Genomic DNA, 25,715 nt, shown 5'->3' with positions numbered 1-25,715 from the left:
AAAATTGATTAACGGTTATCTATCGCATACTCCAGTTTAACCGTTGGCTGCACCTCACCATGTTTGCAACTCATGTGCCATGTGTTAACTATCTTATTATAAATAATTTAATGAATATCAGTGATGATAAAGGCTCTATATTTAGCCAGTTAGCGGATGATACGCTAAATAGAGAGGATCATCAATTAAAAAAGATCTGGGTAAAGGAAACATGCCTGCTGTTGTCGGAAAGGGAAACTCCTTTTACAGGCGATTAGGTATATTAAATAAATATCTCCGTACCTTACAAGGGATAATCAAGATTGGACATTTTATTGCAGCATAAGTAACCTCAGATTTGATTTCGAGCCTTACACCGATAATTTGGCTTTTAGCTCATCTATATTTTTAATCATCAATACTTTATCCGAATCATTCGTAGCAAGTTTCAGTGCCGTTTGATAATTTTGAAGTGCCTTACGGTCATCTAAATCGGTATAGAGGTTTCCCAGCAAAGAGTAATAAAAGAGATTATCGGCAAGATTTAGTTTTTCGGCTGCCAGAATAGCTGTTTCTTTCCCCTCGGTTTTAGCAAGCGCAAATGTTCTGTTTAACGCAGCTATAGGAGAGTATTCCAAAACAAGTAAATTATTATAAAGCTGAAGGATATTTTCCCACTTTTCAGCCGAATCTTCCTTATGTGTGTRCCAATAAGCAATGGCTGCCTCAAAATGGTACTTCGTCAGCTGTTCTCCTTTGGCAGCCTGGTTTAAAAAATAAGTGCCGGCATCTATTAGTTCTTGATTCCAGAGGTTTTCTTTCTGATCTTTATATAAAATTGAGTTGCCTGCGTCATCAATTCTCGCATCAAAGCGTGAGGAATGAAAACACATCAAGGCAAGTAATGCGTTGACTTCAGGTCTATTTGTGGATTTATCACCTACCAGTAAATAGGTCAAACGCATCGCTTCATCACAAAGCTCCTTACGAAGGCTGACATTTCTGGAGGAGGAATAATAACCTTCAGAATAAAGTAAATACAACGTTTTTAAAACGTTTTCCAGCCTTTCGCGGATAGCTGCCTGGGATGGTTGTTCAATTTTTATATTGTTTTCTTTTAGTTTTTCCTTACCCCGGTTGATTCGTTTATAAACCACTTCCTTGTTAGTTAAAAAACCGTCGGCAATCTCTTGTATTCCGAACCCACATAGTAGGTTTAGGGCCAGGGCCACCTGGGCATCACTGGAAATTGAAGGATTACAAATAGTAAAAATCATTGCTAACTGGCTATCTGTAATATTTTTTACCGATAAGTCAATTTCAATTTCCTCCCAATCAGGCGTGTTGTTTTTTAATTCAGCTACAAGCTTTTGCTCGAAAACGGAATTTCTTTTTAAGTAGTTTTTTGTTTTGTTTTTCGCGACCGCATACAGCCAGGCGGCTGGATTATCTGGCACACCTGTTATCCCCCAAAGTTCAGTTGCGGAGAGAAAGGTATCACTGACAATGTCTTCTGCTATTTCGATATGTCCGATGCCAAACAGGCAAATAAGTACTGATACAATTTTCTGGTATTCAGTTCGAAATAATTTCGGGAGGAGTTCATGTTCAGCCATATTGAAAATGCCACACAAAAATACAAAGATATCCTCTGTGCTTTACTTTGTGGGTTGTCTAAAGTCCCATGCGGATCTCAACGGTCCCGTCCAATTCAAAGATTGGGCAATCCAGGGCAATCTTTTCGGCGGCCTCGTAATCAGCCGCTTTAATTATGATCATACCGCCAATTGACTCTTTAATTTCAACGTATGGACCGTTGACAACACTTTTACCCTGGCTGACAACTCTCCCCAGGCCGTCCCATCGTTGAGTCGGCCTGGCGAGTATTCCTTGTTCAGCAAGGCGGCCAAACCATTCCTGCCAATGATCAAGGTGTGCTTTTAATTCCTCTGGAGTCGGCTGATTTTCCCGGGTCTTAAAATCCCGGCGAAAAAGAAAAAGAAACTCTTTCATTTTTTGTTTTGATTATTGCCGGTATCCGGCTATTTGAATTTAATCATTCCCTATTTAGAGCACAGTTGAAGCATATTTATTCACGTTCAACGTTTTTCAAACTATTGTCGTCCGCTTCCGATAATCGCCATTTCTTCAATTGTTAGATTCGAAAGTACCGATTTATTTTGCAAGGTCACATCTGACTGGCTGGCATACTCGTCGTTATGTTTGATGAACAACCATCCGTCTTCACCCATACCCCGGGTTTTTACAAGTTCGAATTCACCTTTCAGCTTTTTACCATTCAGTTTGATTTTCAGTGTACCGCTTTCAAACTGGTTCAGTAAATATTTTTCTTGTGCAAACTTACCTTCAATCGCCACAATTGGTTCGTATATGCCCCGGTCCCAGACGATGACCGTTCCACCGCCATATTCGCCTTGAGGAATAACTCCTTCGAAATTCAAGTAGTCAAAAGGGCGATCCTCCACCATCACAGCCAGGTGTTTTATTTTAGGGTTGGTTGACGGTCCTTTTGGGATAGCCCAGCTTTTTAATACACCATCCATTTCCAGGCGGAAATCATAATGTAAATGAGACGCCTGATGTTCCTGGATCACGAACATCAGGTGGTTTTTGTCCCGGCTCATTCCCCCCCTGGGCTCATCAGTTTTTGAAAAATCCCACTTTTCAATATAGGGCTTCAGATTCATAAATAATTTGTTTTAAGATTGTTCAAATGCTGTTAGGCTCTTAACCGCGGACGCCTTTTCAGGTTTGCCGGAATTGCTTATCAGGGCACACTCCTTTTGCAAGTCGCATGCCATTTGATAAGATACTGACCACAAGGACCATACAAACAAAACATCACTTTTTGTCCACTATATTTAGTCAGTTCGCTAATCAATTCACGATATTCAGTGACGTAAGGCGGGGCAACTGTCCCTTTAATTCTAAACCTGAATTGTTTCTATATTTTTCTCCTTTATTTTTACATAAACATTGCCGCAATGGATAATCAGGATTATGCCCAGAATTACCATGATAATGATCGATACATATAGAAAAACAGCCCGGTTGGTCAGCAACTGGCTTTGTATGCCAGTTACCCTGGCCAATGATAAGTTTGCCAATGCAGCAGACTGGTCTGGCGAGAATCCTTTGGATTGATAAAGTTGCCTGAAGCTATCCAGTCGCTCAGAGGTTTGTTCATCCACATTCGCAATATGGCGCAGAAAGCCTTCTTTGTACAATTGATTATAGTAGAGCTGTAAATTGTAAAAACCTGCCCCTGAATTCAATAATGCGATAAAACGTGTATCAGCCGCGATTACCAGGCCTGCGGTACCTGTAGTTTGTGGCACTGATGTCAATATATACACCATGATCGGTACGAACAGAATCCCGGAAGCGGCTCCCTGGAAAAACATTGGAAACATCAGGTCTTCATACGACAGATCTGGAGTAAAGATAAAATACATCCATAGGTGATATAGCAGCAGCATGCAAAACCCTACAGTAAAAAACCTGAAAATAGTTCCCTTATGCCGCACAAGCAACTGCGCCGTAATGATCGTTAAAGTAATCAAGCCCGCCAGATTAGTAAGGCCAAGCAGCATGACCTGGATGGGACTCCATTGCAATACATTGGCGGTATATCCGAATATCAGGTTAATACTTTCCTTCATTCCATAATACAAAGCCAGTAACAGGATACCGGCCCAGAATTTTGGATATTTAAAGACACTAAGATCGACGCCCGGACATTTTACTGCAAGTTCCMTATAGATGTAAAATAATGCTCCCGAAACTGCGATCATTGTGGACATTTTAATTCTGTGGTCAGTGAACCAGTAGTATTTTGAACCATAAATCATCGTGTATGCAAGAGCAGCTGCAGCAATTGTAAAAAGGATGGCCCCTATCCAATCGATTTGGTATAAAGGATAGCGCCGTATACCTGAATTATTATTAAAGCCGGCCAAAACCAGGATCAATACAAATACAAGATAAAGCACCAGGTAAATGTATATCTCTTTGAAATTGGTGCTCGTTTCCACATTAGCAGCTACAATGCCAATTAATACACTGCTGCTCAATATTGATCCGTAGAATACGGATGACCCGATCGGTTGCCTGGCTTCCATTTTCGGGACAAATGCGGGTATAAGGAACATTGTACTTCCCGCAATTGAACAAATTGCCATACCCTGAAAAAATCGGATAATAAAAAACGCTATTATATCCGTTACCAGTAAACTACAAATGCAAAGCAAAATCGAACACAGGAGAGCGACAATCAGAATGCTTTTCATTTCAAAGTACCTTAGGAACCGGAGCAGTACAGGTAACATTGTCAGGATACCTACATAGGTTATTTGTATGGAAAAAGTAATGTCTTCGGGCTGTGCTCCAAAGAAGGATAACAAATAAACCTGGTTTAATGAAAATGTAGCAAACTGTATGAGCGCTGAAAGTAAAATCAGGAAGATCACAACACGAAGGCCCAGGTTCCAATTGGCCAGCCAGGGCTTCAGGTAAGCAGGGGCATTCATAAATCTTTCTTTTTAACGGACACAAATACATTCATTCCCGCTGTTATCGGCTCAATATCTGTGCTCGTAAACCTGATCTTAACAGGAATTCGCTGAACAATTTTCACAAAGTTGCCTGTGGCGTTATCGGGCGGCAGCAAGGAAAACTTAGCGCCCGTTGAAGCAGAGATAGCATCTATTGTGCCATGGTATACTTTGTCGTCAATAGCATCCACCTCAATATCCACAGGCTGGCCAACATACATTCCATAAACCTGTGTCTCTTTAAAATTCGCAGTAATCCACTTATCCCTTTCATTTACAATAGACACTAACGGCTGCCCTACCTGTACCTGCTGGCCTTCAAGGATAGTTTTGCGTCCCAACCTGCCGGTGTAAGGTGCCCGGATAAGGGTGTATCCTAAGTTGATGCGGGCGAGTTCCAGTTCCGCACTTTTTCTTTTCAGGTCGGCACTTAATAAGGCTTTCCGTGATTTCAATTCTTTGATCTTTGCATAGCTGGTTTTAAGGTTGTTTTTTGCAGCACTATAGTCACTTACCGATACATCATAATGTGATTGAACCAGGTCAAGATCCGATCCTGTCGCAGCCTCCTGTTTGATTAGGTTTTTATAACGTTTAATATCCTGGCTTTGCTGTATCAATCGAGCTTTTGCGCCATCTATCTGGTCTTTATTCACCAACGTACCCGCCACTGCTGATTCGATACTGGCATTCAGCACATCAACCTGCGCCCGCGAATCATCAACAGCAGCTTCGGCTTCCTGTAGTTTTGCCCGGTACTCTTTATCGTCGATCAAGACAAGGGTATCGCCTTTCTTTACCAGTTGGTGCTCTTCAAATTTAACCGCTTTAATGTAGCCACTTACCCGGGCAGATACTGGATTGATATAGGATTCCACTTGTGCGTCGTTGGTCTCTGTGTAATGTTTCGCCCTGATAAAATAATTCGTGAAATAAAATGTGGCAATAATGATAGCCACTATGGCGACCATTAACAGAAATATGTTGGCAGGATGCATTTTCGTGTTTGGTTTATTTTCCATGGTTCTAATATTTTGATAATCGGTTTATAGTTTTCCTGACGTATAAAGTAAGGTGTAGTAGATAAATTGAGCACTGGTTTGAGCTTGTACGAGGTTATACCGTGTTTCCTGGTATAGATTATCTGCATCCAACAGATCTGTCAGCAGGGCCAGCTGGTTAAAATATTTTGCACTAACTATTTTGTAATTGACCCTTGCCTGCTCAATGGATTTTTCGTTAACCGCGATCCTGTCCAATGCCTCCTGGTATTTGATCAGCAAACTGTTGGCCTGCTGCCTCGTATTATCGCTGATGGATTGTTGTTGCAATTGCAATTCTTCCAGCCTGCTCTTACCAGCCAATACTTTGTTTTTATTTTGATAAAGGGACGATAGATTATACTGTACCCTGAATCCTACAAATCCAATGGAATAGGCCTGATCCACCGGAGGATAAAAAATATTATTGGGATAGCTCAAAAGGTAAGCCGAATAAAGTGATAGGGAGGGTGAATAATTGCTCCTGATGCTTTTAATTCTTTCAGCCTGCAATTTGACATTTTGATCTGCACGCCTAATTGCGTAAGCATCCGTAGTTGCAATACCTATTATTGGCAATAGACTTTCAACCGCCGGACGCATCATATTTGCTGAGTCAATAGGGGTTATTTGGGTGGTATCCGGCAAATCGATCAATACATCCAGTTTTTGATTGCTAATCTTAATATCATTTTCCACCTGTTGCTGGTTTAGCTTTACTGCCGACAGGTTCAGTTCCGCACGCAATAAATCGCTTCGAGTAACTTTTTCGTTTTTGTATAAAGCGTTGATATTTTTCAGGCGCGTTTCGGCCCTTACTATTTGTTCTTCAATAAACCGCTTCTGATTATTTAGATTAACCAGGTTCAGGTATTGTGCAGCCACCTGCAAGCTGATGTTGCCGCTCTGATCCTGTAGGTTGATACCGGCAAGGTCCTTCTTTAAACTTTGCTCGGATTCAAAGGACCGCTGACGCCCACCTGAATAGAGATTAAATGCTGAAGATAGGCTTGCATTCGCACCGTTCGGGCTTGGTCTTTTTGGGATGGTTTTTGAATCGCCCAAAAAATCGTTGTATAAAGTGAGTTTGGTAAACCGTTGGTAATCGCCATTAAATGATATGACCGGCAGAGCAGCATTTTTGGAATCCTTTAAATCGGCAATACTTGCGTTTTCTTCACTCTTCGCAGCACGTACTTGTTTATTTTGTGCCTTCGAAAGCGAGATTGCATCCTGTAATGAGAGTTGGCGTGGCGCGCCGGGGACGTTTTTTTCCTGTCCAAAGGATTCCAGATTGGTGAAAAACGCCATGAATATAATGAGCCGCGCAACCTTGCAGATTGTTAAGCTATATCGTATTGTTTCCATAATAATGGTTTATTTTATTTATGCTTGCACCGCTAGCTTTAAAGGAAAATTGTTTACAGTATTTCATTTGTTTAAGCCATGGAAAGTCTGTTTTTTTATACTGCTATACGGATCTCGACAATGCCACCCAATTCTAATAGCGGACAGTCGCATGCAATTTCCCTGGCCTCTTCATAGTCAGCAGCATAAATAGTAATAAGACCGTCTATCGATTTTTTACCTTCTACATATGGCCCCGCTATAACCTTTCCGTTTTTTTCCAATACCGTTCCTTTTTTGTCCCAGCGTTTTAACTGACTTGCCAGGATATCATTAACTGCAAGGCTGGTCAGCCATTCTTGCCAGTTTTTTAGATGACTTTGCAGCTGTACCGGTGTGAGCTGTGTTTGGTGGTCTCTTTGGAACACTAATAAAAATTCGTTCATTGGCATTGATTAGTTATTGTTATATTTTGAATATTTATGGTTTTTTCAAAGGGTTACTTGATACTGATATACTTCGAGGTTGGCAATGAGCATGCCAGTGCTATATCTATCTGAAAATCAGGAAAATATAGTCAGTTGAACAAGGTGTTATTCCCTTTATTTAGCGAAACAACGCTATGTTTCACGAAATACAGAGTTTTCATTATTACGGAACGATTTGATCGTTAGCACCTGTGACGCAGACCAGCCCATTCGCAAGGAAACTGCTGCAACTATTGCCTATCGAATCTGGTGAATGCATCAAAATGCGGATTGCCTAAGTAGATTTCTGTTGGATAATAATATTTCCAAAGAGCAATCGGTTCATTGAAATTTTTGCCATAGATGGTATCAACGAGCGCATAAGAATGTCAAGGCCAGTCGAAAATATACCTCTATGCGGATATCATGATTCTATACACCAATTCAGAGAAGTTTATCAGATTCGAAATTTGGGAAGTAATACTCGATAATTTGCATATTCGGAAGGACGAGTGTATGGCTTCGTTTTGCAATTTAAACTAAGATATTTAAGTAAAGGGCATAACAAAGCCATTCACCACGCCTATTATTAACAATCCACTATTTTAATTTCTTTTTTCTTCCAGGAAACATGGGTCTCTATAGGATGCCTGTTTTTTTTCTTGTTATTGATATAAATTAATGGTATCGGGCTTATCCATGTCCCTGATCCACCTTTTAATGTAGGCAAGCAAAGCACTTTGATCTGGACTTGTTTTGTACTCGCCATACGCACCAAAAACAATTAATCCAAGTGCGATACAATGCTGGATCTCCAATCGCTGTAGCAAGCCGATGGTGAAACCGGCAACGAAATTGTCCCTTGCGTCTTCTGCAATCTCAATATTGTGATCAACGATCCTCCTCGTCAGCACGAATTGCTGATCATTTGAATATAAAATAGCATCGTTCACAGAATATATCAACAGGCGGTCTATGCTCATCGTTCGAAATATTGAAAAGTATTTTCTTTTCAATTCGCTTTCAGTAAAGTTTTTAAACGAGATGTCTGGATGTTCTCCGTTTAAAACCATCCATAATTTAACCGCTTCGTTTTCGTCCAGGCAAAAGGTTACACGCCCATGTTTTGAAAACTCACTTATAATATCAAGGATCTCATCTACTTGAAACGTAAGCCTTTTAGCGGGATCTCCAAGGTAAAAAATGAAGTCAAGGTCAGCTTTCTTTAAGGGCCTGATCACGTCCGAGAGCAGGCCGACCCATAAGTCAGAGGAATTTGCCACGTTTGCCCAGTCGTCAAATGCAATGGTACGACAATGCTGAAAAAGCCCCTTAAGGTCAGCTATAAGCTGATCACTTTTTATCTCACGCCACTGGCTTTTATCAGAGTCTTCTTCAGCAACATTAAAGGTGTAGTTGTAGATTTTATTATCGTCGTAAGTGGAATCTAACGTTAAACTGCGTATTCCAAATGTATTCAAAAATTTAGGCAACGCAGCTTCATTAATTCCACAAGAGTTTTTTTGAATTCCCCGCTTCGATGAGTCATTGTTATTTTTGCAACTCAGATAGATGTTTTCAGAATCCTTGAAATTCGGGATAGTTTCAATCAGGTCTGTTAATACCGGTAGTGAATTTTTCACCTCAATGTTATATGCTTGCATGGTTTAATATTTATTTAAAGAATAATATAGTTCTGGGGTTCGAGTTTCGGGGGTAAAACTGTTTCACCAAGTAATTCCCTTAATTCAATCTCAATAGTCCGGCACATCTGTGAAATAGGGACATCGTTGGCCGTTCCTTCAAATGGGTTTTCTGTACTTTCCCCAACCTGTTCAAGCGATGTATACATCCATGATATCATAATGCTGAAGGGCACAACCAGCCATACCATATATCCTTTCATGAAACCGCTGGTTAAATTATTCAGTTTTTCAAATTCCTCCAGCATTCCAAATGGAAGTAAAAAGCAAAAGAGGTTGATGAACAAATTGTTAATTATGGCATACTGGCGAGGATATGGAGAATCCTTTATTTGTTCACTTTTTCCCTGCTGTAGTAAGAAATCTCTTAATGTTCTTTCCATATCAACAAACTGGAGCACCACAATCTCCTCCCGGAGGTACATTTCTTTTATGGTGTTGCTTTGCAGTGCCATAATTTGCGTGGTCTTGTTTTTTGTGGCCAGGATCGATGTTAGTTCATTCTCTGAAAGGTATTTCGCCAGTTCATCTACAAGCAGTGTTTCCCTTTCGGGTATCCTATAATACAACTTCTGGTACTCCTCATTATAACTTATTCTGCTTGTTTCCCATACCCTTTCTTCTCTCATCTGGTAGCGAAGCGCAGTAAGCCAGGCTATATGGCGATAAATCAACTTTTTCGTTTTCTCCGGGTTTGTGAAGTAATCCCGGCTGATCAATCCCCAAGATCTGCTGAGGTTTATAATAGCGGTCCAAACTTGCTCTGCTTCTGCTGTTCGCCTATAGGTTTGCGTATTTTTAAAACCAACAATAAAAGCAGTGGCTGTACCCAATAGCGCGACAATCGGCCATGGAATATTCAGCCATTTTAAATCAAAAGTTTTGTATAGAACGACTGGCGTGATTCCTGTGACAAGAAGTACATATATGTTCCTTCTCGTCCACATTAGAAATTCAGGTACCGTATAAGATTTTCCGACATGCATATTGCTGCTGTTAATTAGTTGTAGATTATGCCCGGTCCTCAAAGGAACTTGCCTTGTAATGGCCTATTTAAGAATGCTTAATAGAAATGATTAATCATGTTACATACTAAAATGTACACTCACCGGCTATATGTTTGGGAAATAATTTGTAGATATGGCTCCTCTGCCGAAGCTTTATATCTCCAGTATGCTTTTGCCTGAAAAACATTAAAATTTCCCTTGTGAGCAATTGGCTTACTCCTTTTCAAAAGGCTGTTCTATCATTCTAAGAGAATCATCCATGTATTCTCCACCCTGAGTGGCGCTTTCATCAAAATTAGGGTCTGCATCGTTTTCAATTTTTTCCGGAGTTGGTTCCATGTTTTTTTTTGCAGAATATAGATGGGCCCAAAAATTAAATTGAATCATTTCGCGTTGTTTTTAGTTAATGATTTGTCTGTCGACGTTTGTTGTTTTTTGTAAAATGCTTGCGGCATAGTTACCCCCCCCTTGCTTGCAACGAATATGCCAACTGCTTAATATTCTGAAAATCTGAATGTTATTAAGAATTAAGTGTTTTATCATGCACTGTATATAGCCAATCGACATTGTATTTCACGAAATACAGCGCATTTTCTAAAAAGGATCGTGTACGCATTATCACCGGAGCACAGCAATAAAGAGCGCTTAATATCAGCGTATAATTGTGCAGCGGTTTGAATAGAAGAAGATGATGATAGGGGTTTTATGTTTTTCTTCAGGATGCCATTGCATAATGAATAGAGGAGGATTAAAAGCCCGCGGGCAATAGTCCGTGGGCCTTAGTTCGAAATTAGTTTTTCGATTTTGGAAAATAATCTGATTTTGAAATGGCCAGTTTTTTTATTTTGGAATGCAGCGTAGTTGAAGGTATGTTTAACTGTTCGGCGGCCCCCCCGCTGCCTGATATCTTGCCGCTGCATCTTTTTAAGATTTCGATAATATGCCCACGTTCTACATCTTCAAGCGTCCCGTCAGTGATGACTTCCTGTTTGAACTTCCTGTCGTTTTGAGCTTTGGGCAAATGTACTTCGCGTATGACACTTTCACCAGCAAGCAGGATACTTCTTTCAATGAGGTGTTCAAGTTCCCTGACATTGCCGGGCCAATGGTAACTTTTTAACTCTTGCATCACGTTATTGCTTATAGCGGTTACTTTTTTGCCCGTATTCTTACTGTAACGAACCAGAAAAAAATTTGCCAGGCTGGGAATATCTTCGGTACGTTTTCTTAAGGAAGGTAGACTAATCGGGAAAACGTTCAGCCGGTAAAACAGGTCCTGCCTGAAACGCCCTGCCTGAACCTCTGCCTCCAGGTCACGATTTGTAGCGGCAACAATACGTACGTCAACCTTCAAGGTCGTTTTACCGCCCACCCTTTCAAATTCCCGTTCCTGGATAACACGTAATAATTTAACTTGCAATTCGAAGGGAAGCTCGCCTATTTCATCCAGAAACAGCGTGCTATGGTGTGCAAGCTCAAATTTTCCGATTCTACGGTCAATAGCTCCGGTAAACGCACCTCTTTCATGCCCGAACAATTCGCTTTCGATCAGGTTTGCTGGTAGAGCGGCACAATTGACCTTCACCATTATCTTGCTTTTTCTTGGTGATGAGTTATGTATTGCCCGGGCTATTAATTCTTTCCCCGTACCGGTTTCGCCTAACAGCAGTACTGTAGAGTTCGTTTCGGCCACAAGCGACAACAGGTGATAGACCTTCTGCATTTCCGTGCCACTGCCAATGATGTCTGAAAAGTTGTAAATGATTTTAATTTGTTCTTTAAGGTGGTCATTTTCAACTTCCAGCATCTGTTTGAAAGTGAGAAGCTGTTCATTTGCCCTGATATTGGATATGGCTATCGAGATTTGAGCGCAAATCCCTTTAAGGATCGTCATATTTAAATCGTTGGTCAATAGCCAAAGGGTTCCAACGTTTAAATTTCCCACGCGAAGGGCGGTACCATAGGCGTTTTTCATTCCTGCCTTTTTCCATAATTGAATGTACGCGCCCTTATTTCCGTTTCTTTCTTCGTTTTCAATATTAAAAATTACCGGTTCCTGACTATTAAGCACCCTGGCCGAAAGGGGTTCATGAATAGTAATCGTTTTAGAAGATAACACCTTGAAACTGTCCTCCGCTGCGTAAAACATGCTTTTGTCATACATGTAAGGGCTCAAACCAACAGCGTCTTCGTCCAGCATCCGGATCATCCCCAGCTTTATGTTCAATACATTTTGAAGAACATTAACGATGGCGATTTCCAGGTCATCCTTCGTCCTCACGCTGGCTAAGCTGTTGCTGAATTCCAATAAGAACGATTTATCCTTTTCGTTTTTTACTATTTCTTCATTCGCGGCGATATTGTTTGCAGCTGTTGATAGCTGACTGGATATCCGGTCTATAATATGCAGCGATTTGTCATTAAAAGTTCCTGGCTTGTCTGAAAATAAAATGATACTGTGTTTAGATTTCCCGTTATCAGGCAGGAACTTGACAACCATTTCCCGCGCACCGGCACCATAATTCAGTTTAAGCCAGAGTGGAACCTTACTCAAATCGAGGGATTTAATGTCAAAGAGCACCGGCTTATCAGAGCGTTCCGCCACATTATAAATATTATCGTTTACCGGGTATGTAGTTGAAATAGCTTCCGTGTATTTGGAAAAGTCCTTTGATTTCGACTCTGGATCTATTAAAAATGCTTTGTAATTTTCGCCCGTCTCATCAATTACTGTCATCACATTATGTGTAAAGTCAATGATATTTTTAAGGCAGGAGTTAATTACGTTAACGACGTCCATTCTGTTCCGGACCATAACCAGTTCATTGCTAAGCGTGAAAATAACTTTATTCACCTTGTTGTTATATTCTATTTCCTCATTAGTAAGAATGTTCGCGACCGCATTTGACAAATGAGGGGCTATACCCTTCATAATGTTTTTAAATTCGCTTGTAAAACTGCCTGGCTTATCTGAGTAAATATTAATGAATCCAATGGTTTCATCTTTATTCTTTAAAGGGGTAAACATCACCTCCCTTGCGCCGCATTCATAGTTCGCAGTTAGGAAGCGGGGAACTTGTGGGTCATTTATAATGTCTTCCAATAAATAGATAACAGGGCCTTCCGCATGAACAACTTTTTGGATAAATGGCTCGTTAGGGTCAAAACGCGATACTATTAACCTGGCGTATTCAGGATGGTTTCGAATAGCCGAGTCCTTGTGATCGAGCAGGAAGGGCGAATAGTATTCCCGCTTCTGATCAATCAGCACAACTATTGTGTAAGTAAAGTAGAACAGGTCCTTTATTCTCGATGAGAAAAGCATGATCAGGTCATTCTTGTCTCTGACCTTTGTTATGTCGTTGCTTAACGCAAGGAGTATGTTTTTTTCTCTTTCATAAACTTCGATCTGCTTCTGAAATGTTTCGAAAAAGCTATTGTGTTCATCTTTCTCTTCTAAAAATTGTTGCTTTTCCATTTCGAATTAATTAAATGCTCGGATAACTGTCAGTTTATAAAGCTGTGTGCCTGCCGGATCGGATGGTTGTGCCATTTGACAGGAAGCGGACAAAATCTTGCCGCTGTTACTGTTCAATTCTTCAAGGCAAATTATTTTTATTACTTTCATTAACATCCATGACAATCAGCCTCAACAGATTGGACATTTCTACGAAGAAAATATCATTATTTTATTTAATAACGATGTTGAAACGTAAGTGCTACTTATTAAAAGGGGGTAATTGTACGGTTTTTCCGTACGTCCGGGTGACCTGGTATCAGACCAGCCCTGGGTCAATCCTCATGTGCCATAATTAACAAAAGAAGAGTTTATAAGAATATTGCTGCACGAACGATCTTCTTGGGCATTTACAGCAACCTTTGTTACCATAGATAATCGAATCAGATCATTGTGATTAACATTTTAATCGGCTACAAAAGATTGTTTTATTCTTTATTGAGAATTGTGATGTTCCATTGATGAGGAAATAAAAAGATTTATTGCCAAACGTGTCCAATTCGAGGAGGTCGATTGTCATTGGGTTTTAACATAACAAATTGACAATTATGGAACAGAGACTTAATGTTCATGCTAAAGGTTCAGCTGCCTTAAAACCACTTTATGGAATAACCGGCTATTTGAAGAAATCATCTGTGGAAGACAGCATATTGGAGTTGATATTCTTTAGGGTATCACAAATTAACAATTGCGCCTATTGTTTGGATATGCACTCCAAAGACGCACGTGCAGCCGGTGAAACCGAACAGCGTTTATATAGTATCGGCGTGTGGAGTGAAACCCCCTATTACAACGAACGTGAGAAAGCTGCATTGGGGTGGGCTGAGGCTGTTACAGCCTGCAATATTCCTGACAGCATCTATCAGGACACATTGGAGCAGTTTTCTGAGGAGGAAGTAATTGATTTGACTCTCGCTATTACCACCATCAACACCTGGAACCGAATTAACCTGGCGTTTCCTAACGAGCCCGGTACTTACAAAGTAGGAATGTTTGGGTAAGCAATTGTTAAACGTTGCCTAATTAACATTAAAATGCACCTTTTCTTATTAGTATATCGCAAAGCCTTCACCAATAAAAAAGTACAGCGCTCGCCTCAAGGACTTCAGAATTCGATCCGGGACTGGCAGAATTGGCATGGTTGTATAGCCGCTCAGAACAGATTAGTAAGGCCGCTGCAATGCTGGGACCAGGAAGGGGTGGTAGTTAGCTCCTATAATGTTTCTAGGGGGCCCCACTTGGAAATTAGTGGGTTCATTGGGGGTATGGTGTTCATACAAGCGGAAAACTACGAGGGAGCATTAGAGATCGCCAGGGGATGTCCGATTTTAAAGTTCGGGGGAAACGTAGAGGTGCGAATGGAAGCTCAAAAAGCATGCAGGTAGCTATTAAAACGTCTTTGCTGCGGGAGGGGTACATTTATTTGCCTGACCGATAAGCTGCTTTAAGCGTGTATTAATAAGAATTGGTTATATGGTTTTTGAATAAAAAAACTGACGGAAGAGAAAGCAGCTCGATGCTACATTCTCCGTTGTCGATATGTGCGATTTACAAAATCATTATCTAAAAAATTATGAAAATTGAGATCTGGTTTGATGTGGCGTGCCCTTTCTGCTATATCGGTTTTAATCATCTTGAAAATGCGCTTAACCAATTTACGGGCAGTAAACCCGAAATCGTTCTGCGAAGTTTTGAGCTGGAGCCGGACGCCGCAAATAATAGCGGAGAAACGCCGCACTTAGCGGTAATGCGAAATTATCGTCAATCTCGGTTAAGGGCGCAGCAGACACTTAACAATGCGTCTACTGCAGGTAAGGCAGTCGGATTGTTAATTGACTTTGATAAGGTTATTGTCACCAATACCTTTAATGCACACAGGCTTATCCATTTTGCCGAAACCTTAGGCAGGGGTCTGGAAATGAAAGAATGTCTTTTTAGGGCCTATTTCTCAGACGGCAAACATATAGGAAAAACCACGGTGCTGTCGGAAATTGCTGCTGAACTCGGGATCGATGCTAAGGCAGTTATGGATAGCGACCTTTATTCTGCGGAGGTGAGAAAAGATGAGCATGCGTCTCATTACCTGGGTATTCGTAGTATTCCATTTTTTCTTTTTGATGGGAAGTATTCTGTTTCCGGCGCACAGTCAGCAGAGACATTCCACAGTCTTTTGACCAAACTGCAAGTGAAAAAATAGCGTCCTTAATAAATGCAGTCAAACGATGCGATGGGCTATGCCGCCCGAAACGAAAGTGTCTTTTAAGTTGCATTATCTATAAATAAGATAATAGAGTCTGATCGCTACTAAATAGATAGGTATCAGTTTACATTTTATGCGGTTTAACGTTTCCTTCGAAACAGATTTTTTCCTAAAACACGATAAATGTTTAAAAATTGATGCTGATCCATTTTTCATCTTGCCTGGGATTTGAATGATTGTAGACAAATACTCTCGCTTATTTGAGTTAATACCATAAATAAAAGGGCACCGTTTAGCATATTTCAGGTGCTTTTATAGATATGAATTTCAGGCAGCTGCAACCCTTCGACCTTTCACGTTGCTGACCGGTTTTCACAGGGACACTGTGCCGGCGTAGGTTGTCCCGTGCATGAACGGGTGGAAAATGCACGCCCTTTACAACATCCTTGAAAAGCTGACACCCGTCATCTTCGTTCCGAAGGGCTTACGCAAACCTAAAAAACATACTTAATCAGTTAAATTTTTTTTGGCTGGTTGACAAACCAATTTTCGAAATCTATTTTGCAAATCCTGGTTTTGTCGCCCGGAACAAGCAACAGCTCGCTCAATTCAGCGCCATAATAAAGTGCATGCGCATCTACTATGACTTTGCGGGAGTCATTATTCCTGGCCAGGTATTTCTGAACAAGAGCCGAAAGCCTTATTTTTTCCGGGCCAGCAATTTCAATTATACCATTAATTGGCGCGCCCAAAGTGACGTCTTTTATAACTTCAGCCACATCTGCTGATGCAATTGGTTGGATATAGGCAGACGACAATCTCACAGTGTCTCCGTCAGTTGCAGCCGCGGCAATTCCGCCCAGGAATTCAAAGAATTGTGTCGAGTGTACAATTGAATAAGGAATGCCGGAGGCCCTGATCAAATTCTCTTGCACTTGTTTTGCACGAAAATAGCCACTTTCCTGTAATCGGTCAGTTCCTACAACCGAAAGGGCAACATGGTGCATCACACCTGCAATTTTTTCAGCTGCAAGCAAATTGTGGGTTGAGGTTTCAAAAAACTCCATAACTGCTTTATCTTCAAATAACGGTGAATTGGATACATCAACCACCACCTTCGCTCCGTTAATGGCTTCCTGTAATCCCTCACCAGTGATCGTATTTACGCCACTTGCTGGTGATGCCGCAATAACTTCATGCCCAAGTTGGGTAAGCCTGGTTACCAATTGAGATCCAATTAGCCCGCTTCCACCGATTACTACAATTTTCATAATTTGATTTTTTTAGGCCCTTATTTAGGCCGGCATTTAAATGATTTGATTTTTCATTCAATAGTTTGCAATCGGCATGCCATGTGGTAAATGTCTAACAATCAATAATTTAATAAAAAACAGAGACGTTTTTTTCACTTCATTCGGTGGAAAGTCCGCCAGGCGACACCATATAAAGTGTACAGCGGCTGGTAACCCGGACTTTTTTAATGGGTTTGATTTTCTTTCGACGATTAATCCAATTATAGAATACATACAGCATCATGCGCAAAAAAAGTTAGCGCAAAAAATGGCCGCGCTGTTTTACTGCGAATTCAAAACCTGGTCCGAATCCCCTTTATAAAGTGAATCATAAAGTGAGTTCACTAAATACAGTGAAAAGTACAATTTAAAGAATGGGGCAATCAATTGATTTAAAGCAATTTGAATGAATGGCATCAAATTAGCAAGGTATAAACAGTTAACAAATTTAAATAAGTATTAAAAAACAAAACCCATGAAAATCGTAATCATAGGCGGCACCGGACTCATCGGTACCAAAGTAGCTGGCAAACTACAGAAGCTTGGCCACACAGTAATTGCAGGCTCTCCATCTACAGGCATCAATTCTCTTACCGGGGAGGGAATTGATGAAGCAATGGTTGGAACTGATATTGTTATTGATCTATCGAACTCGCCTTCCTTCGAGGATGGAGCGGTGATGGATTTTTTCCAAACCTCGGGCCACAACCTGATGGCAGCAGAAAAAAAAGCCGGTATTAAACATCACGTGGCACTTTCGATAGTCGGTGTCGATCAGATGCAGAATGTAGGCTACATGAGGGCAAAAAAAGTACAGGAAGATCTGATCAGGCAATCAGGATTGCCGTATACCATCATCCATAGCACCCAGTTTATGGAATTTCTTCCGGCACTTGTCAGTGGTTCGATTCAGGAAAATGAAGCTCATGTTTCTGATGTCGCATTTCAACCTATCGCTGCCGAAGATGTAGCTTCATTCGTTGCTGAATTTGCCTTGAAGAACCCCGCTAACGGTATTCTGCAGATCGGTGGTCCTGAGCGTCGTACACTTAGTGAATTTGTCGCAATCTACCTCAAGGCAACAGGCGGCACTGAAACTGTTGTGACTAACCAAAACAACGAGTACTACGGCGGACACATCCCTAATGACGCATTGGTTCCGCACGGTGAGGCCAAATTAGGCATTATCAATTTTGAGAAATGGTTTTCATTTCAACATGTGAAATCATAAAAAACAATATTATTTGAAGGCTGCCGCTATTTAAGCATGGCTAAACATCTATGCCAGGTATAGTGGTATGCCTTCAATTTAATGGCACCTTGGCTTTTTGATCAACAATTTGGTCGAACCGGATCCGGGATCAGTAATTTATTTTGCTGTGGGGGGAAGACAGTAATTGACGAAAATGAATTGGTCAGTTTCTCTCCTAATTCCAGTTATGCCCGTATCATTTTATAATTCCCCTTGGCTATTCGCTATATCTTCTGCGAAGAATGCCTCTTCTATCCCTCAATGCATATATTTATTGGATTTTGTAACTGGACCGTATTTAAATATACGAAGTAATGGATTGTTTATCAGTTATTTACATTGATATTTAGATCAATACATACTACGGGAAAGGCAACCTGGAAATTTACCTTCCGCCTGAAGTCAATACTAACTGTATTTCGCTGTTTAGCAGACTGCCTAACCAAGTTTCGACAAAATCAATTATAAACTTAATCTAACTAATTGAATATCAAATAGATATTAGAGTGGCATGATCTTTTCAAGTGATATAACCAAACGATATCGCTTTTTTAATCAATGCTAAATCTAAAACGATGAACAGCCCCGAAAAAAAGAACCGCAAACTCAATTTCAGCTTAACAAAAAGGGTAATCGAACTGCATGCTAAAGGTTATCATTTTGATTATCTCGTATTGCATAACGGGCAATTACTATGTATTCAAAATAGCCTGGCAATCCCGGTAAATGCGGTCCATATTAATGTCATAGACCAGGTTTATGACCAGTTGAGCCAGAGTTTCAAATATATACACACGATAGACACCGGCGACGGTGAGATGGGTGTGATGGTCACGGAGGCAATCGTTACTAACCAAGCCATTATCTAGACTATAAGCAAATGAAAGCCCGGTCTTACTTCCTGGTTAGAGGTAGTTCACGGCTGCGGAATGTCCAGCTGCATATCACTAATCTCTCGACGGAATATAGGTAAATTTCCTTTTTAATCGTAGAAACGGTTTTTCGAAAAAAGAATAAGACAATAGTGATACAATAACCGTGACGAGAAAAGCGATAACGAAGCCAACATCGCTTTTCTATTCACTCAAACGGATCATCTTACTAAAAGATGCTTGAAGACCAATTTGGGTGATGACTTACCGTAGTTGCGATAAAGGCCAGAATTGAAACAATCAAGCCAAACATGAATATCGTATAAGAAACCCTCAGTAAAAAATATTTACGGCCAATCGACCGGCCTTGTTCATAAAGGTCTTGGACAAGAGCTCCGTAAACGAGTTCTTTATAATTCATCATGTGAAACATCGACGCTCTGAAGTCCGAAAGATCCATTCTATTAAAGTTTCCATAGAAAAGCAGGTTAGCTTCATTGTTCTCCAAGGCTTCTCTAGTGAATTTACCTGAAGATCGATGAGGTCGGATAGCAAGTATGGCCAGCGTAATAGAAACAAGGCTAACAGCAACCAATGTTAAGGTTGGATACAATAAATGGGCCTCTTTATCGAGCCTTTTTAGTATCAGGCTTATGATCGCTGATAAAATAATTGAATTAACTGTGATCAGTATCCTTGCTTTATTATCAGCAAGTCCGCTGATACGCTGATTGTTTGCAAGTGAAACCCGGAATAATGTGTCTACACCTTTTTCCGGAAAATTTTTATTCTTGCTGATCAGTACAGCAGGAGGATTATTTAATTCGTTAGAGTCGGATTCATGTTTCTCATGATCGATCTCTTGTAATTCACACCTGAGTAAAGACAGGTTTCTTAGTTTTTTAATTTCCAGTAAGTCTCTTGCTGTTGCAGTATGGTATCGGTGATGCTCCAGCAATTCAACAGATTGTTTGCTCCATTCAGCTTTGCTTATTTTTCGGAATTGCAATTCCGCTTGTTCTTTTCTTTTAAGGTCATTTGCCTGTTTAAATGACTTTTCACCTAAGTAATACGTTTCAGCGTCGAGAAATATTTCAGATAATAAACTTAAGGGTTGAGCCGGTGTCGATGTACATATCCATAAATCAGTTATCCGTTCAATAACATTATCCATTAATTTTAGCTGCTGGAGAAAGTTTACCGCGACCCGCAAACCTGCTGTTTCAGGTGCGGTCGGATCTTCTGTGTAGCCGATATCTTTAAGCCAAAGCGCCGCATAGAGCGCAAATTGATCCGCCGGAGCAAGATTAAAAGGTTCGGCGATAATGTGGGCCCACCTTATTATTTGTTTACAACGCTTAAAATTATGGAACTTCAGCTTGACATACTGTTCATCACTGTACCTTTTTTTTACAAACTTTTTAATTTTTTTTAGCAACTGTTTTTCGTCCATGAATGTGTCCATAGCCGATCGAAATACCAAAGTTATGCCATTACCAAAGTTACTAACAACCAGTATTTTAAAAAATAATACATCTAGTGCAAGCACTGTATATCGTTGTTCATTGGAAAAGTGTCGATATATGGTGGACACTATGAATCAACTTCGGTCCTGCAAATATGATTTAACCATGTGTTTTCAAAATCAAGTTTGCCGTAGTGAGGGAGCTCAGATAGGGTGCCGGTTGCTGTTCATAACCGATATTTATGTTACATCGTTTCGTTTCACCCCGTAGCAAAAGGTGGATTAATGCACAGCCTAATCCCAGTTTAGATACGAGCGGTCCATTTTTACCAAGGTTTATTTTTTCTATGTTTTTCATAGCAGATATGTCATGTATTTACAACACAAAGATCTGCATTATATGCTACGGTCTGTTTCTTTTATGGCTCAATCTACTTGCCTGTATGGCTCATCTTTCTGTTCTCTTTGACCTGTCGGCTGCTATGTTTCCAATGCCTATCAAATGTTATACAAAACTATAACAAGATTTTCCGGGCAAGCTGCCTTTGTATCATAATCAGGAATAATGGTAAGTATTTCAGGAGTCTGTATAACCACGGACTGATATTTTCGCACGAATTTTGCGTTACAATCAAACAATGATCCGCACATTTCTAACACTTCTGATAACAATTACAAGTCTTACTATGAATGCACAGCAAAGTCATGAATTAAAAGCAAACGAAAAACATCTCGTATTGATTGCCGCGTTTGCCGCAACGGGTAACCTACCGCAATTGAAAAATGCCCTGAATACAGGTCTTGATGTCGGATTGACCATCAACCAGATCAGGGAGGAACTGGTGCAGTTATATGCCTACTGCGGTTTTCCGCGTAGCCTCAACGGTATCACCACTTTTATGTCCCTGCTGGAGGAACGGAAATTCAAGGGTATTCACGATCTGGAAGGACAGGCCCCAACTGCTGTAACAGGCAATAATGAAAGCAAATATGAGATGGGAAGGAAAACCCTGGAAACTTTAACAGGTAAGCCGCAGAACGGCCCGTTCACCGGTGCCAATGCTTTTGCGCCCGGCATTGACGCGTTTTTGAAAGAGCACTTGTTTGCTGACATCTTCGGGCGAGGCGTACTGACTTATCGGGAGCGTGAGCTGGCAACAATCACAGTACTTGCGAGCCTGCCCGGACTAGAAGCACAGTTACAAGCGCACCTTGGCATGGGGATGAATGTCGGGCTAACGGAAGGGCAACTGGAACAAGCTTTTGCCTTACTGGAAAGCAGTATCGGGAAACAGCAGGCAGATGCTGCCCGTATAGTATTGGATAAGCTCAAGGTCATTAAATAAAGATCTATGAAAATCAGCAATCATTTTTACAGAGCAACAGTGCGGGCATCATTTAGGATACTTGGTTGTTGCGGAATGTTACTCGTTTCTATTTTACATGCCAAAGCACAAACAGATATGCGCATGATCCGTATAGCCAAAATTGAAGTTGATTCGACACAACTCAAGGAATATAATGCAGCACTGAAAGAACAGATGCAAACCGCTGTCCGGCTGGAACCTGGCGTATTGACCTATTATGCAGTCGCCGATAAAAAAGACCCTTCGCGGATAACTATCCTGGAGATCTACGCCGACAGCACCGCCTATCTCAAACATATTGCAACGCCTCATTTTAAGAAGTACAAGACTACCGTAGAGCAAATGGTAAAGAAACTGGAACTTGTAGACGTTAACCTCATCGGGAGTGCGAAGCAGCCCGGCTTATAGAACATTAACAGACATTTTAAGCTGTATGCAGCATAATTTCATCCGAAGGATGCAATTATGGCAAAATATATTAACTATAGAATTGAATATGACAAAGGTATTAATACTTGGAGCCGGCGGACAAGTTGCCCGGCACGTGATCGATAGGTTATCACAAAACAATTCCATCTATCTTACTTTGTATCTGCGTAATGCCTCACACTTGCAGCATTTGGACGGCGAGCAGATTAGGCTGATCGAAGGCGATATACTGGTTTGCGAAAAACTCAAAAATGCTATGCGGGGACAGGACCTGGTCTATGTTAATATAAACGGTCAGGAAGATGTGATCGCCGAACAGACGGTAAAAGCCATGCAGACCGCAGGTGTGAAGCGTATTGTGTTCATTGCAGCCATTGGGATCTACGATGAAGTTCCCGGTGCTTTTGGCCTTTGGAACAAACAGATGATAGGGCCTATACTGGAACGCTATCAAAAAGCTGCAAGCCTCATTGAGGCATCTGGCCTGGCATATACGATTCTTCGTCCGACATGGTATACGAATAAAGATGAAATTGATTATACAGTCACTCAAAAAGGCCAGCCAGTTACCGGAACCGAAATATCCCGAAAAAGTGTTGCTGACCTGGTGGTAAAACTTATAGAGGATCCGAAACTTCATGTTAATGAAAGCCTCGGCATGGAAAAAGCCGGAACGGAAGCTGATAAGCCTGGTTTTATGAATTAAAGAAATAAATTTGACATCAAACGACAAGTAGCGTTAAGGGAATAGGTAGAAATCCAAGTTGGCTCCAAACTAGTGTTAAGTCAACAGTACTAAGTCGTAAATCTAAAGTTGATTTTTTTCTTTTTTTGACTTAGAACTTAAGACTTTGGGCTAAAGACTATCCATCAATTTATCATTGACATGACACTAATTAGGTCAATCTATTTTGTTTTATAGCAACCTTGAGAAAAAAAATGTTGCAAATAATACTGTAGGATCTAATTATCTTCCATTATATATCAAATACTCATCATCAATGGAAATGTATTGAAAGAAAGTGACTTTTTTTGGAGAAATTTACATAACCTTAGACATATTAATTAGTTACTTCCTGCAATGATTTTTGAATTTACAACTGCCCCGGGTTTTGACTTTATAACACTGTTCTCAAAACAGATCAATGCGCCCGTAAGGGACAATGTATTGGAAATCCCGAAGACACTTGGAGAAGGGTATGTACGTAAAGTTGGGTTTGGGGATGATTTCAAATTAACGATCCATCGTTATGTATTGAAAGAAGATCTGATTGTTAAACGCAATCCGGCTGCAATAGCTAATGATGTCCGTACCATTTTCTTTTATAATGACAGGGAAGATCTTGAAGTTAAATATCATAATGAGGCAAACATACCATGCTCACAAAAAAATGATTCTTCTATACTCCTGTCATCAAATGATTTGCGCACGGAAATTCGTTTTCCTGCCGGYAGCAATATTCAATATGTAGTAGTTGGGATCACTGCTAACAGATTACGCTCAGTTCTATCTATTGAAAAACCCAACGGTACCTTAAAGACCATCATAGCGGAAAACGCATCCTTTCTCTTTTTCGAAAGTTTGGATGCTGAAATGCAGTTACTGCTTAAAAATATTGTATCCGTCGACATGAATAACTTGCTGAATAATTTTTATGTGCAAATTAAGGTACAGGAACTAATGTACCTGCTTTTTAGCAAGTTATCGCTTAGGGAGCATACGACTTTTAAGAGTATAAATAGCAACGATGCAGAAAAACTTTTAGTTATTCGCAATGAAATTTTAAGTGATCTGAGTACCCCACCGGTTCTAAGTGAATTAGCCTTTATCGCTTCGATGAGCGAAACGAAACTTAAGCAGCTGTTTAAGCAAACATTTGGAGATACAATCTATAATTATTATCAGCAGGCAAGAATGGAAGAGGCTGCTTTTCTGTTAAAACAGGCTAAACATTCCGTTTCTGAGGTTGGTTATGAGTTGGGATTTTCAAACCTTAGCCACTTTAGCAGATTATTCGCGAAGCGGTATGGCATTACCCCAAAGAAGTTCTCCTACACCTCATAAAACTTCTTTTCTCCAAAATCAATACTACCTGCCGGATAGGGCTATTCTTATGTCTTTTTCGGTTATTTTGCCCATTTATTAACTTCTACATTTGTTCATATAATTAAATATGACAAAGAAAAAAATAATGAAAGCAATATTATATAAGGCATTTGGCAATTCCAATGTAATAGAGGTGGCAGAAATCCCTCAGCCTGAAATCAGCAATGAAACCCAAGTTTTAATTCAAGTTAAAGCAGCCAGTGTAAATCCTTTGGATATCAAATTACGGAGTGGAATTATGCAACAGATCCGTCCTATCAGTTTGCCATTTGTACCAGGTGCAGATGTAGCCGGGATCGTTGTTGCCACCGGAGAAAATGTAACCCAATTTAAAGCAGGTGACCAGGTGATCGCTGTGACCAGAGAAGGCGGGTATGCCGAATACGCGATTGCAAATGAAAGTCACGTAGCTATTAAACCCACTAACGCCTCCTTTGAAGAAGCAACCTCCCTGGTGGTTAATATCGGCACCGCTCAATCGGTATTATTTAACGAGGGAAAATTAGCGAAAGATCAGAAAGTTTTAATCCAGGGGGCTGCGGGGGCAACAGGCGCAACTATGGTGCAGATGGCAAAAAACACCGGGGCCTATGTTATCGCAACAGCATCCGGACAAGGCGTAGCATTAGTAAAAAGCCTTGGTGCAGACGAGGTGATAGATTATAAATCGCAAGACGTTAACCTGTTAGCCAGCAATGTTGACCTGGTGGTGGATTGCGCTGGTGGCGAATCACAGCATCAACTTTTTGAAGTGTTAAAGCCCGGAGGTAAATTATTCAGTATAGTAATCCCGCCTTCCGCAACATTAGCGGAAAAGCACCAGGTTGACGCACGGTTTATCAGTTCAAATATCTCAGCGGGTAGTTTGGCCGCTGGTTTGGCTTTGGTCAATGAAGGAAAACTCCGTCCCATCGTTGCAAAAACTTTCCCATTAGACGAAGCTGCTCAAGCTCAGGATTTTGTGTCGGCTGGGGGAGTGAACGGTAAAGTTGTCCTTGTAGTTATTCAATAACAGAGTCGATCAGTGGGCCGATCTAAGGAAACATCTTCCAAATCAAACAGTACAATTTACAGATATCAATAAGATAATAAAAAAA

23 protein-coding genes are annotated in these 25,715 nt (G+C 40.6%); 10 read left to right on the top strand and 13 right to left on the bottom strand.

Annotated elements, in window-relative coordinates:
- The first annotated feature begins 110 nt into the window (after positions 1 to 110).
- Positions 111 to 257 (top strand): hypothetical protein, encoded by a 147-nt coding sequence (locus AC1DO4_RS03485; RefSeq protein ID WP_477413015.1) that lies wholly within the window; start codon positions 111 to 113, stop codon positions 255 to 257.
- Positions 258 to 350: 93 nt separating this feature from the next.
- Here AC1DO4_RS03485 and AC1DO4_RS03480 read toward each other — a convergent pair whose 3' ends face one another.
- The 11 genes from AC1DO4_RS03480 to AC1DO4_RS03430 form a co-directional block, all read right to left on the bottom strand.
- Positions 351 to 1,595 (bottom strand): RNA polymerase sigma factor, encoded by a 1,245-nt coding sequence (locus tag AC1DO4_RS03480; protein ID WP_477413013.1) that lies wholly within the window; start codon positions 1,593 to 1,595, stop codon positions 351 to 353.
- A gap of 58 nt (positions 1,596 to 1,653) precedes the next feature.
- Positions 1,654 to 1,992 carry a YciI family protein gene (locus AC1DO4_RS03475; protein WP_477413011.1) on the bottom strand — a complete coding sequence of 113 codons (339 nt, stop codon included), beginning with the start codon at positions 1,990 to 1,992 and terminating at the stop codon, positions 1,654 to 1,656.
- A gap of 101 nt (positions 1,993 to 2,093) precedes the next feature.
- The gene (locus AC1DO4_RS03470; protein WP_477413009.1) at positions 2,094 to 2,687 is read right to left on the bottom strand and encodes a DNA polymerase ligase N-terminal domain-containing protein; all 594 of its coding nucleotides are present in this window, start codon (positions 2,685 to 2,687) and stop codon (positions 2,094 to 2,096) included.
- 240 nt (positions 2,688 to 2,927) lie between these two features.
- Positions 2,928 to 4,529, bottom strand: coding sequence for an efflux MFS transporter permease (locus AC1DO4_RS03465; RefSeq protein ID WP_477413007.1), 1,602 nt, complete (start codon positions 4,527 to 4,529; stop codon positions 2,928 to 2,930).
- Positions 4,526 to 5,575, bottom strand: coding sequence for an HlyD family secretion protein (locus AC1DO4_RS03460; RefSeq protein WP_477413005.1), 1,050 nt, complete (start codon positions 5,573 to 5,575; stop codon positions 4,526 to 4,528). Before AC1DO4_RS03460 ends, AC1DO4_RS03465 begins: the two co-directional genes overlap by 4 nt.
- Before the next feature lie 24 nt (positions 5,576 to 5,599).
- On the bottom strand, positions 5,600 to 6,961 hold the full coding sequence (locus AC1DO4_RS03455; RefSeq protein ID WP_477413003.1) for a TolC family protein: 1,362 nt from the start codon (positions 6,959 to 6,961) through the stop codon (positions 5,600 to 5,602).
- Positions 6,962 to 7,056: 95 nt separating this feature from the next.
- Positions 7,057 to 7,386, bottom strand: a complete 330-nt coding sequence (locus tag AC1DO4_RS03450) for a YciI family protein (protein ID WP_477413001.1) — start codon at positions 7,384 to 7,386, stop codon at positions 7,057 to 7,059.
- Positions 7,387 to 8,072: 686 nt separating this feature from the next.
- Complete coding sequence (locus tag AC1DO4_RS03445; RefSeq protein WP_477412999.1) at positions 8,073 to 9,071, bottom strand: hypothetical protein; 999 nt, start codon at positions 9,069 to 9,071, stop codon at positions 8,073 to 8,075.
- Between the two features lie 14 nt (positions 9,072 to 9,085).
- On the bottom strand, positions 9,086 to 10,096 hold the full coding sequence (locus AC1DO4_RS03440) for a bestrophin family protein (protein ID WP_477412997.1): 1,011 nt from the start codon (positions 10,094 to 10,096) through the stop codon (positions 9,086 to 9,088).
- Positions 10,097 to 10,330: 234 nt separating this feature from the next.
- Positions 10,331 to 10,504 (bottom strand): hypothetical protein, encoded by a 174-nt coding sequence (locus AC1DO4_RS03435; RefSeq protein WP_477412995.1) that lies wholly within the window; start codon positions 10,502 to 10,504, stop codon positions 10,331 to 10,333.
- 403 nt (positions 10,505 to 10,907) lie between these two features.
- Positions 10,908 to 13,595, bottom strand: a complete 2,688-nt coding sequence (locus AC1DO4_RS03430) for a sigma 54-interacting transcriptional regulator (protein WP_477412993.1) — start codon at positions 13,593 to 13,595, stop codon at positions 10,908 to 10,910.
- 587 nt (positions 13,596 to 14,182) lie between these two features.
- Here AC1DO4_RS03430 and AC1DO4_RS03425 point away from each other — a divergent pair.
- Together AC1DO4_RS03425 and AC1DO4_RS03420 are read left to right on the top strand one after the other, a co-directional pair.
- The gene (locus AC1DO4_RS03425; RefSeq protein ID WP_477412991.1) at positions 14,183 to 14,635 is read left to right on the top strand and encodes a carboxymuconolactone decarboxylase family protein; all 453 of its coding nucleotides are present in this window, start codon (positions 14,183 to 14,185) and stop codon (positions 14,633 to 14,635) included.
- Between the two features lie 572 nt (positions 14,636 to 15,207).
- The gene (locus tag AC1DO4_RS03420; RefSeq protein WP_477412989.1) at positions 15,208 to 15,831 is read left to right on the top strand and encodes a DsbA family oxidoreductase; all 624 of its coding nucleotides are present in this window, start codon (positions 15,208 to 15,210) and stop codon (positions 15,829 to 15,831) included.
- A 518-nt stretch (positions 15,832 to 16,349) separates the two neighbouring features.
- Here the strand turns inward: AC1DO4_RS03420 and AC1DO4_RS03415 are convergent.
- Positions 16,350 to 17,105 (bottom strand): SDR family oxidoreductase, encoded by a 756-nt coding sequence (locus AC1DO4_RS03415; RefSeq protein ID WP_477412986.1) that lies wholly within the window; start codon positions 17,103 to 17,105, stop codon positions 16,350 to 16,352.
- A 496-nt stretch (positions 17,106 to 17,601) separates the two neighbouring features.
- Between AC1DO4_RS03415 and AC1DO4_RS03410 the strand changes: the two genes are divergently transcribed.
- Positions 17,602 to 18,357: an SDR family oxidoreductase gene (locus tag AC1DO4_RS03410; protein WP_477412984.1), complete on the top strand. Its 756-nt coding sequence runs from the start codon at positions 17,602 to 17,604 to the stop codon at positions 18,355 to 18,357.
- A gap of 596 nt (positions 18,358 to 18,953) precedes the next feature.
- Positions 18,954 to 19,247 (top strand): hypothetical protein, encoded by a 294-nt coding sequence (locus AC1DO4_RS03405; protein ID WP_477412982.1) that lies wholly within the window; start codon positions 18,954 to 18,956, stop codon positions 19,245 to 19,247.
- Positions 19,248 to 19,479: 232 nt separating this feature from the next.
- Here the strand turns inward: AC1DO4_RS03405 and AC1DO4_RS03400 are convergent, their stop codons facing one another.
- Entirely contained in the window at positions 19,480 to 20,703 is a 1,224-nt protein-coding gene (locus AC1DO4_RS03400) for a Pycsar system effector family protein (RefSeq protein WP_477412980.1), read from the bottom strand.
- Positions 20,704 to 21,401: 698 nt separating this feature from the next.
- Here AC1DO4_RS03400 and AC1DO4_RS03395 point away from each other — a divergent pair.
- The 5 genes from AC1DO4_RS03395 (at position 21,402) to AC1DO4_RS03375 (ending at position 25,630) form a co-directional block, all read left to right on the top strand.
- A complete protein-coding gene (locus AC1DO4_RS03395; RefSeq protein ID WP_477412978.1) occupies positions 21,402 to 22,061 on the top strand; it encodes a carboxymuconolactone decarboxylase family protein in 660 nt (219 codons plus the stop codon).
- Positions 22,062 to 22,067: 6 nt separating this feature from the next.
- Positions 22,068 to 22,490: a putative quinol monooxygenase gene (locus AC1DO4_RS03390; protein WP_477412976.1), complete on the top strand. Its 423-nt coding sequence runs from the start codon at positions 22,068 to 22,070 to the stop codon at positions 22,488 to 22,490.
- A gap of 25 nt (positions 22,491 to 22,515) precedes the next feature.
- Complete coding sequence (locus AC1DO4_RS03385; protein WP_477412974.1) at positions 22,516 to 23,217, top strand: SDR family oxidoreductase; 702 nt, start codon at positions 22,516 to 22,518, stop codon at positions 23,215 to 23,217.
- A 375-nt stretch (positions 23,218 to 23,592) separates the two neighbouring features.
- On the top strand, positions 23,593 to 24,576 hold the full coding sequence (locus AC1DO4_RS03380; RefSeq protein WP_477412972.1) for a helix-turn-helix domain-containing protein: 984 nt from the start codon (positions 23,593 to 23,595) through the stop codon (positions 24,574 to 24,576).
- 109 nt (positions 24,577 to 24,685) lie between these two features.
- On the top strand, positions 24,686 to 25,630 hold the full coding sequence (locus AC1DO4_RS03375) for an NADP-dependent oxidoreductase (protein WP_477412970.1): 945 nt from the start codon (positions 24,686 to 24,688) through the stop codon (positions 25,628 to 25,630).
- Positions 25,631 to 25,715: the final 85 nt, after the last annotated feature.

Source organism: Mucilaginibacter sp. P5_A6, from assembly GCF_056400585.1.
Note: the sequence above shows the minus strand (reverse complement) of the source record. Positions and strands in the feature narration are given on the sequence as shown.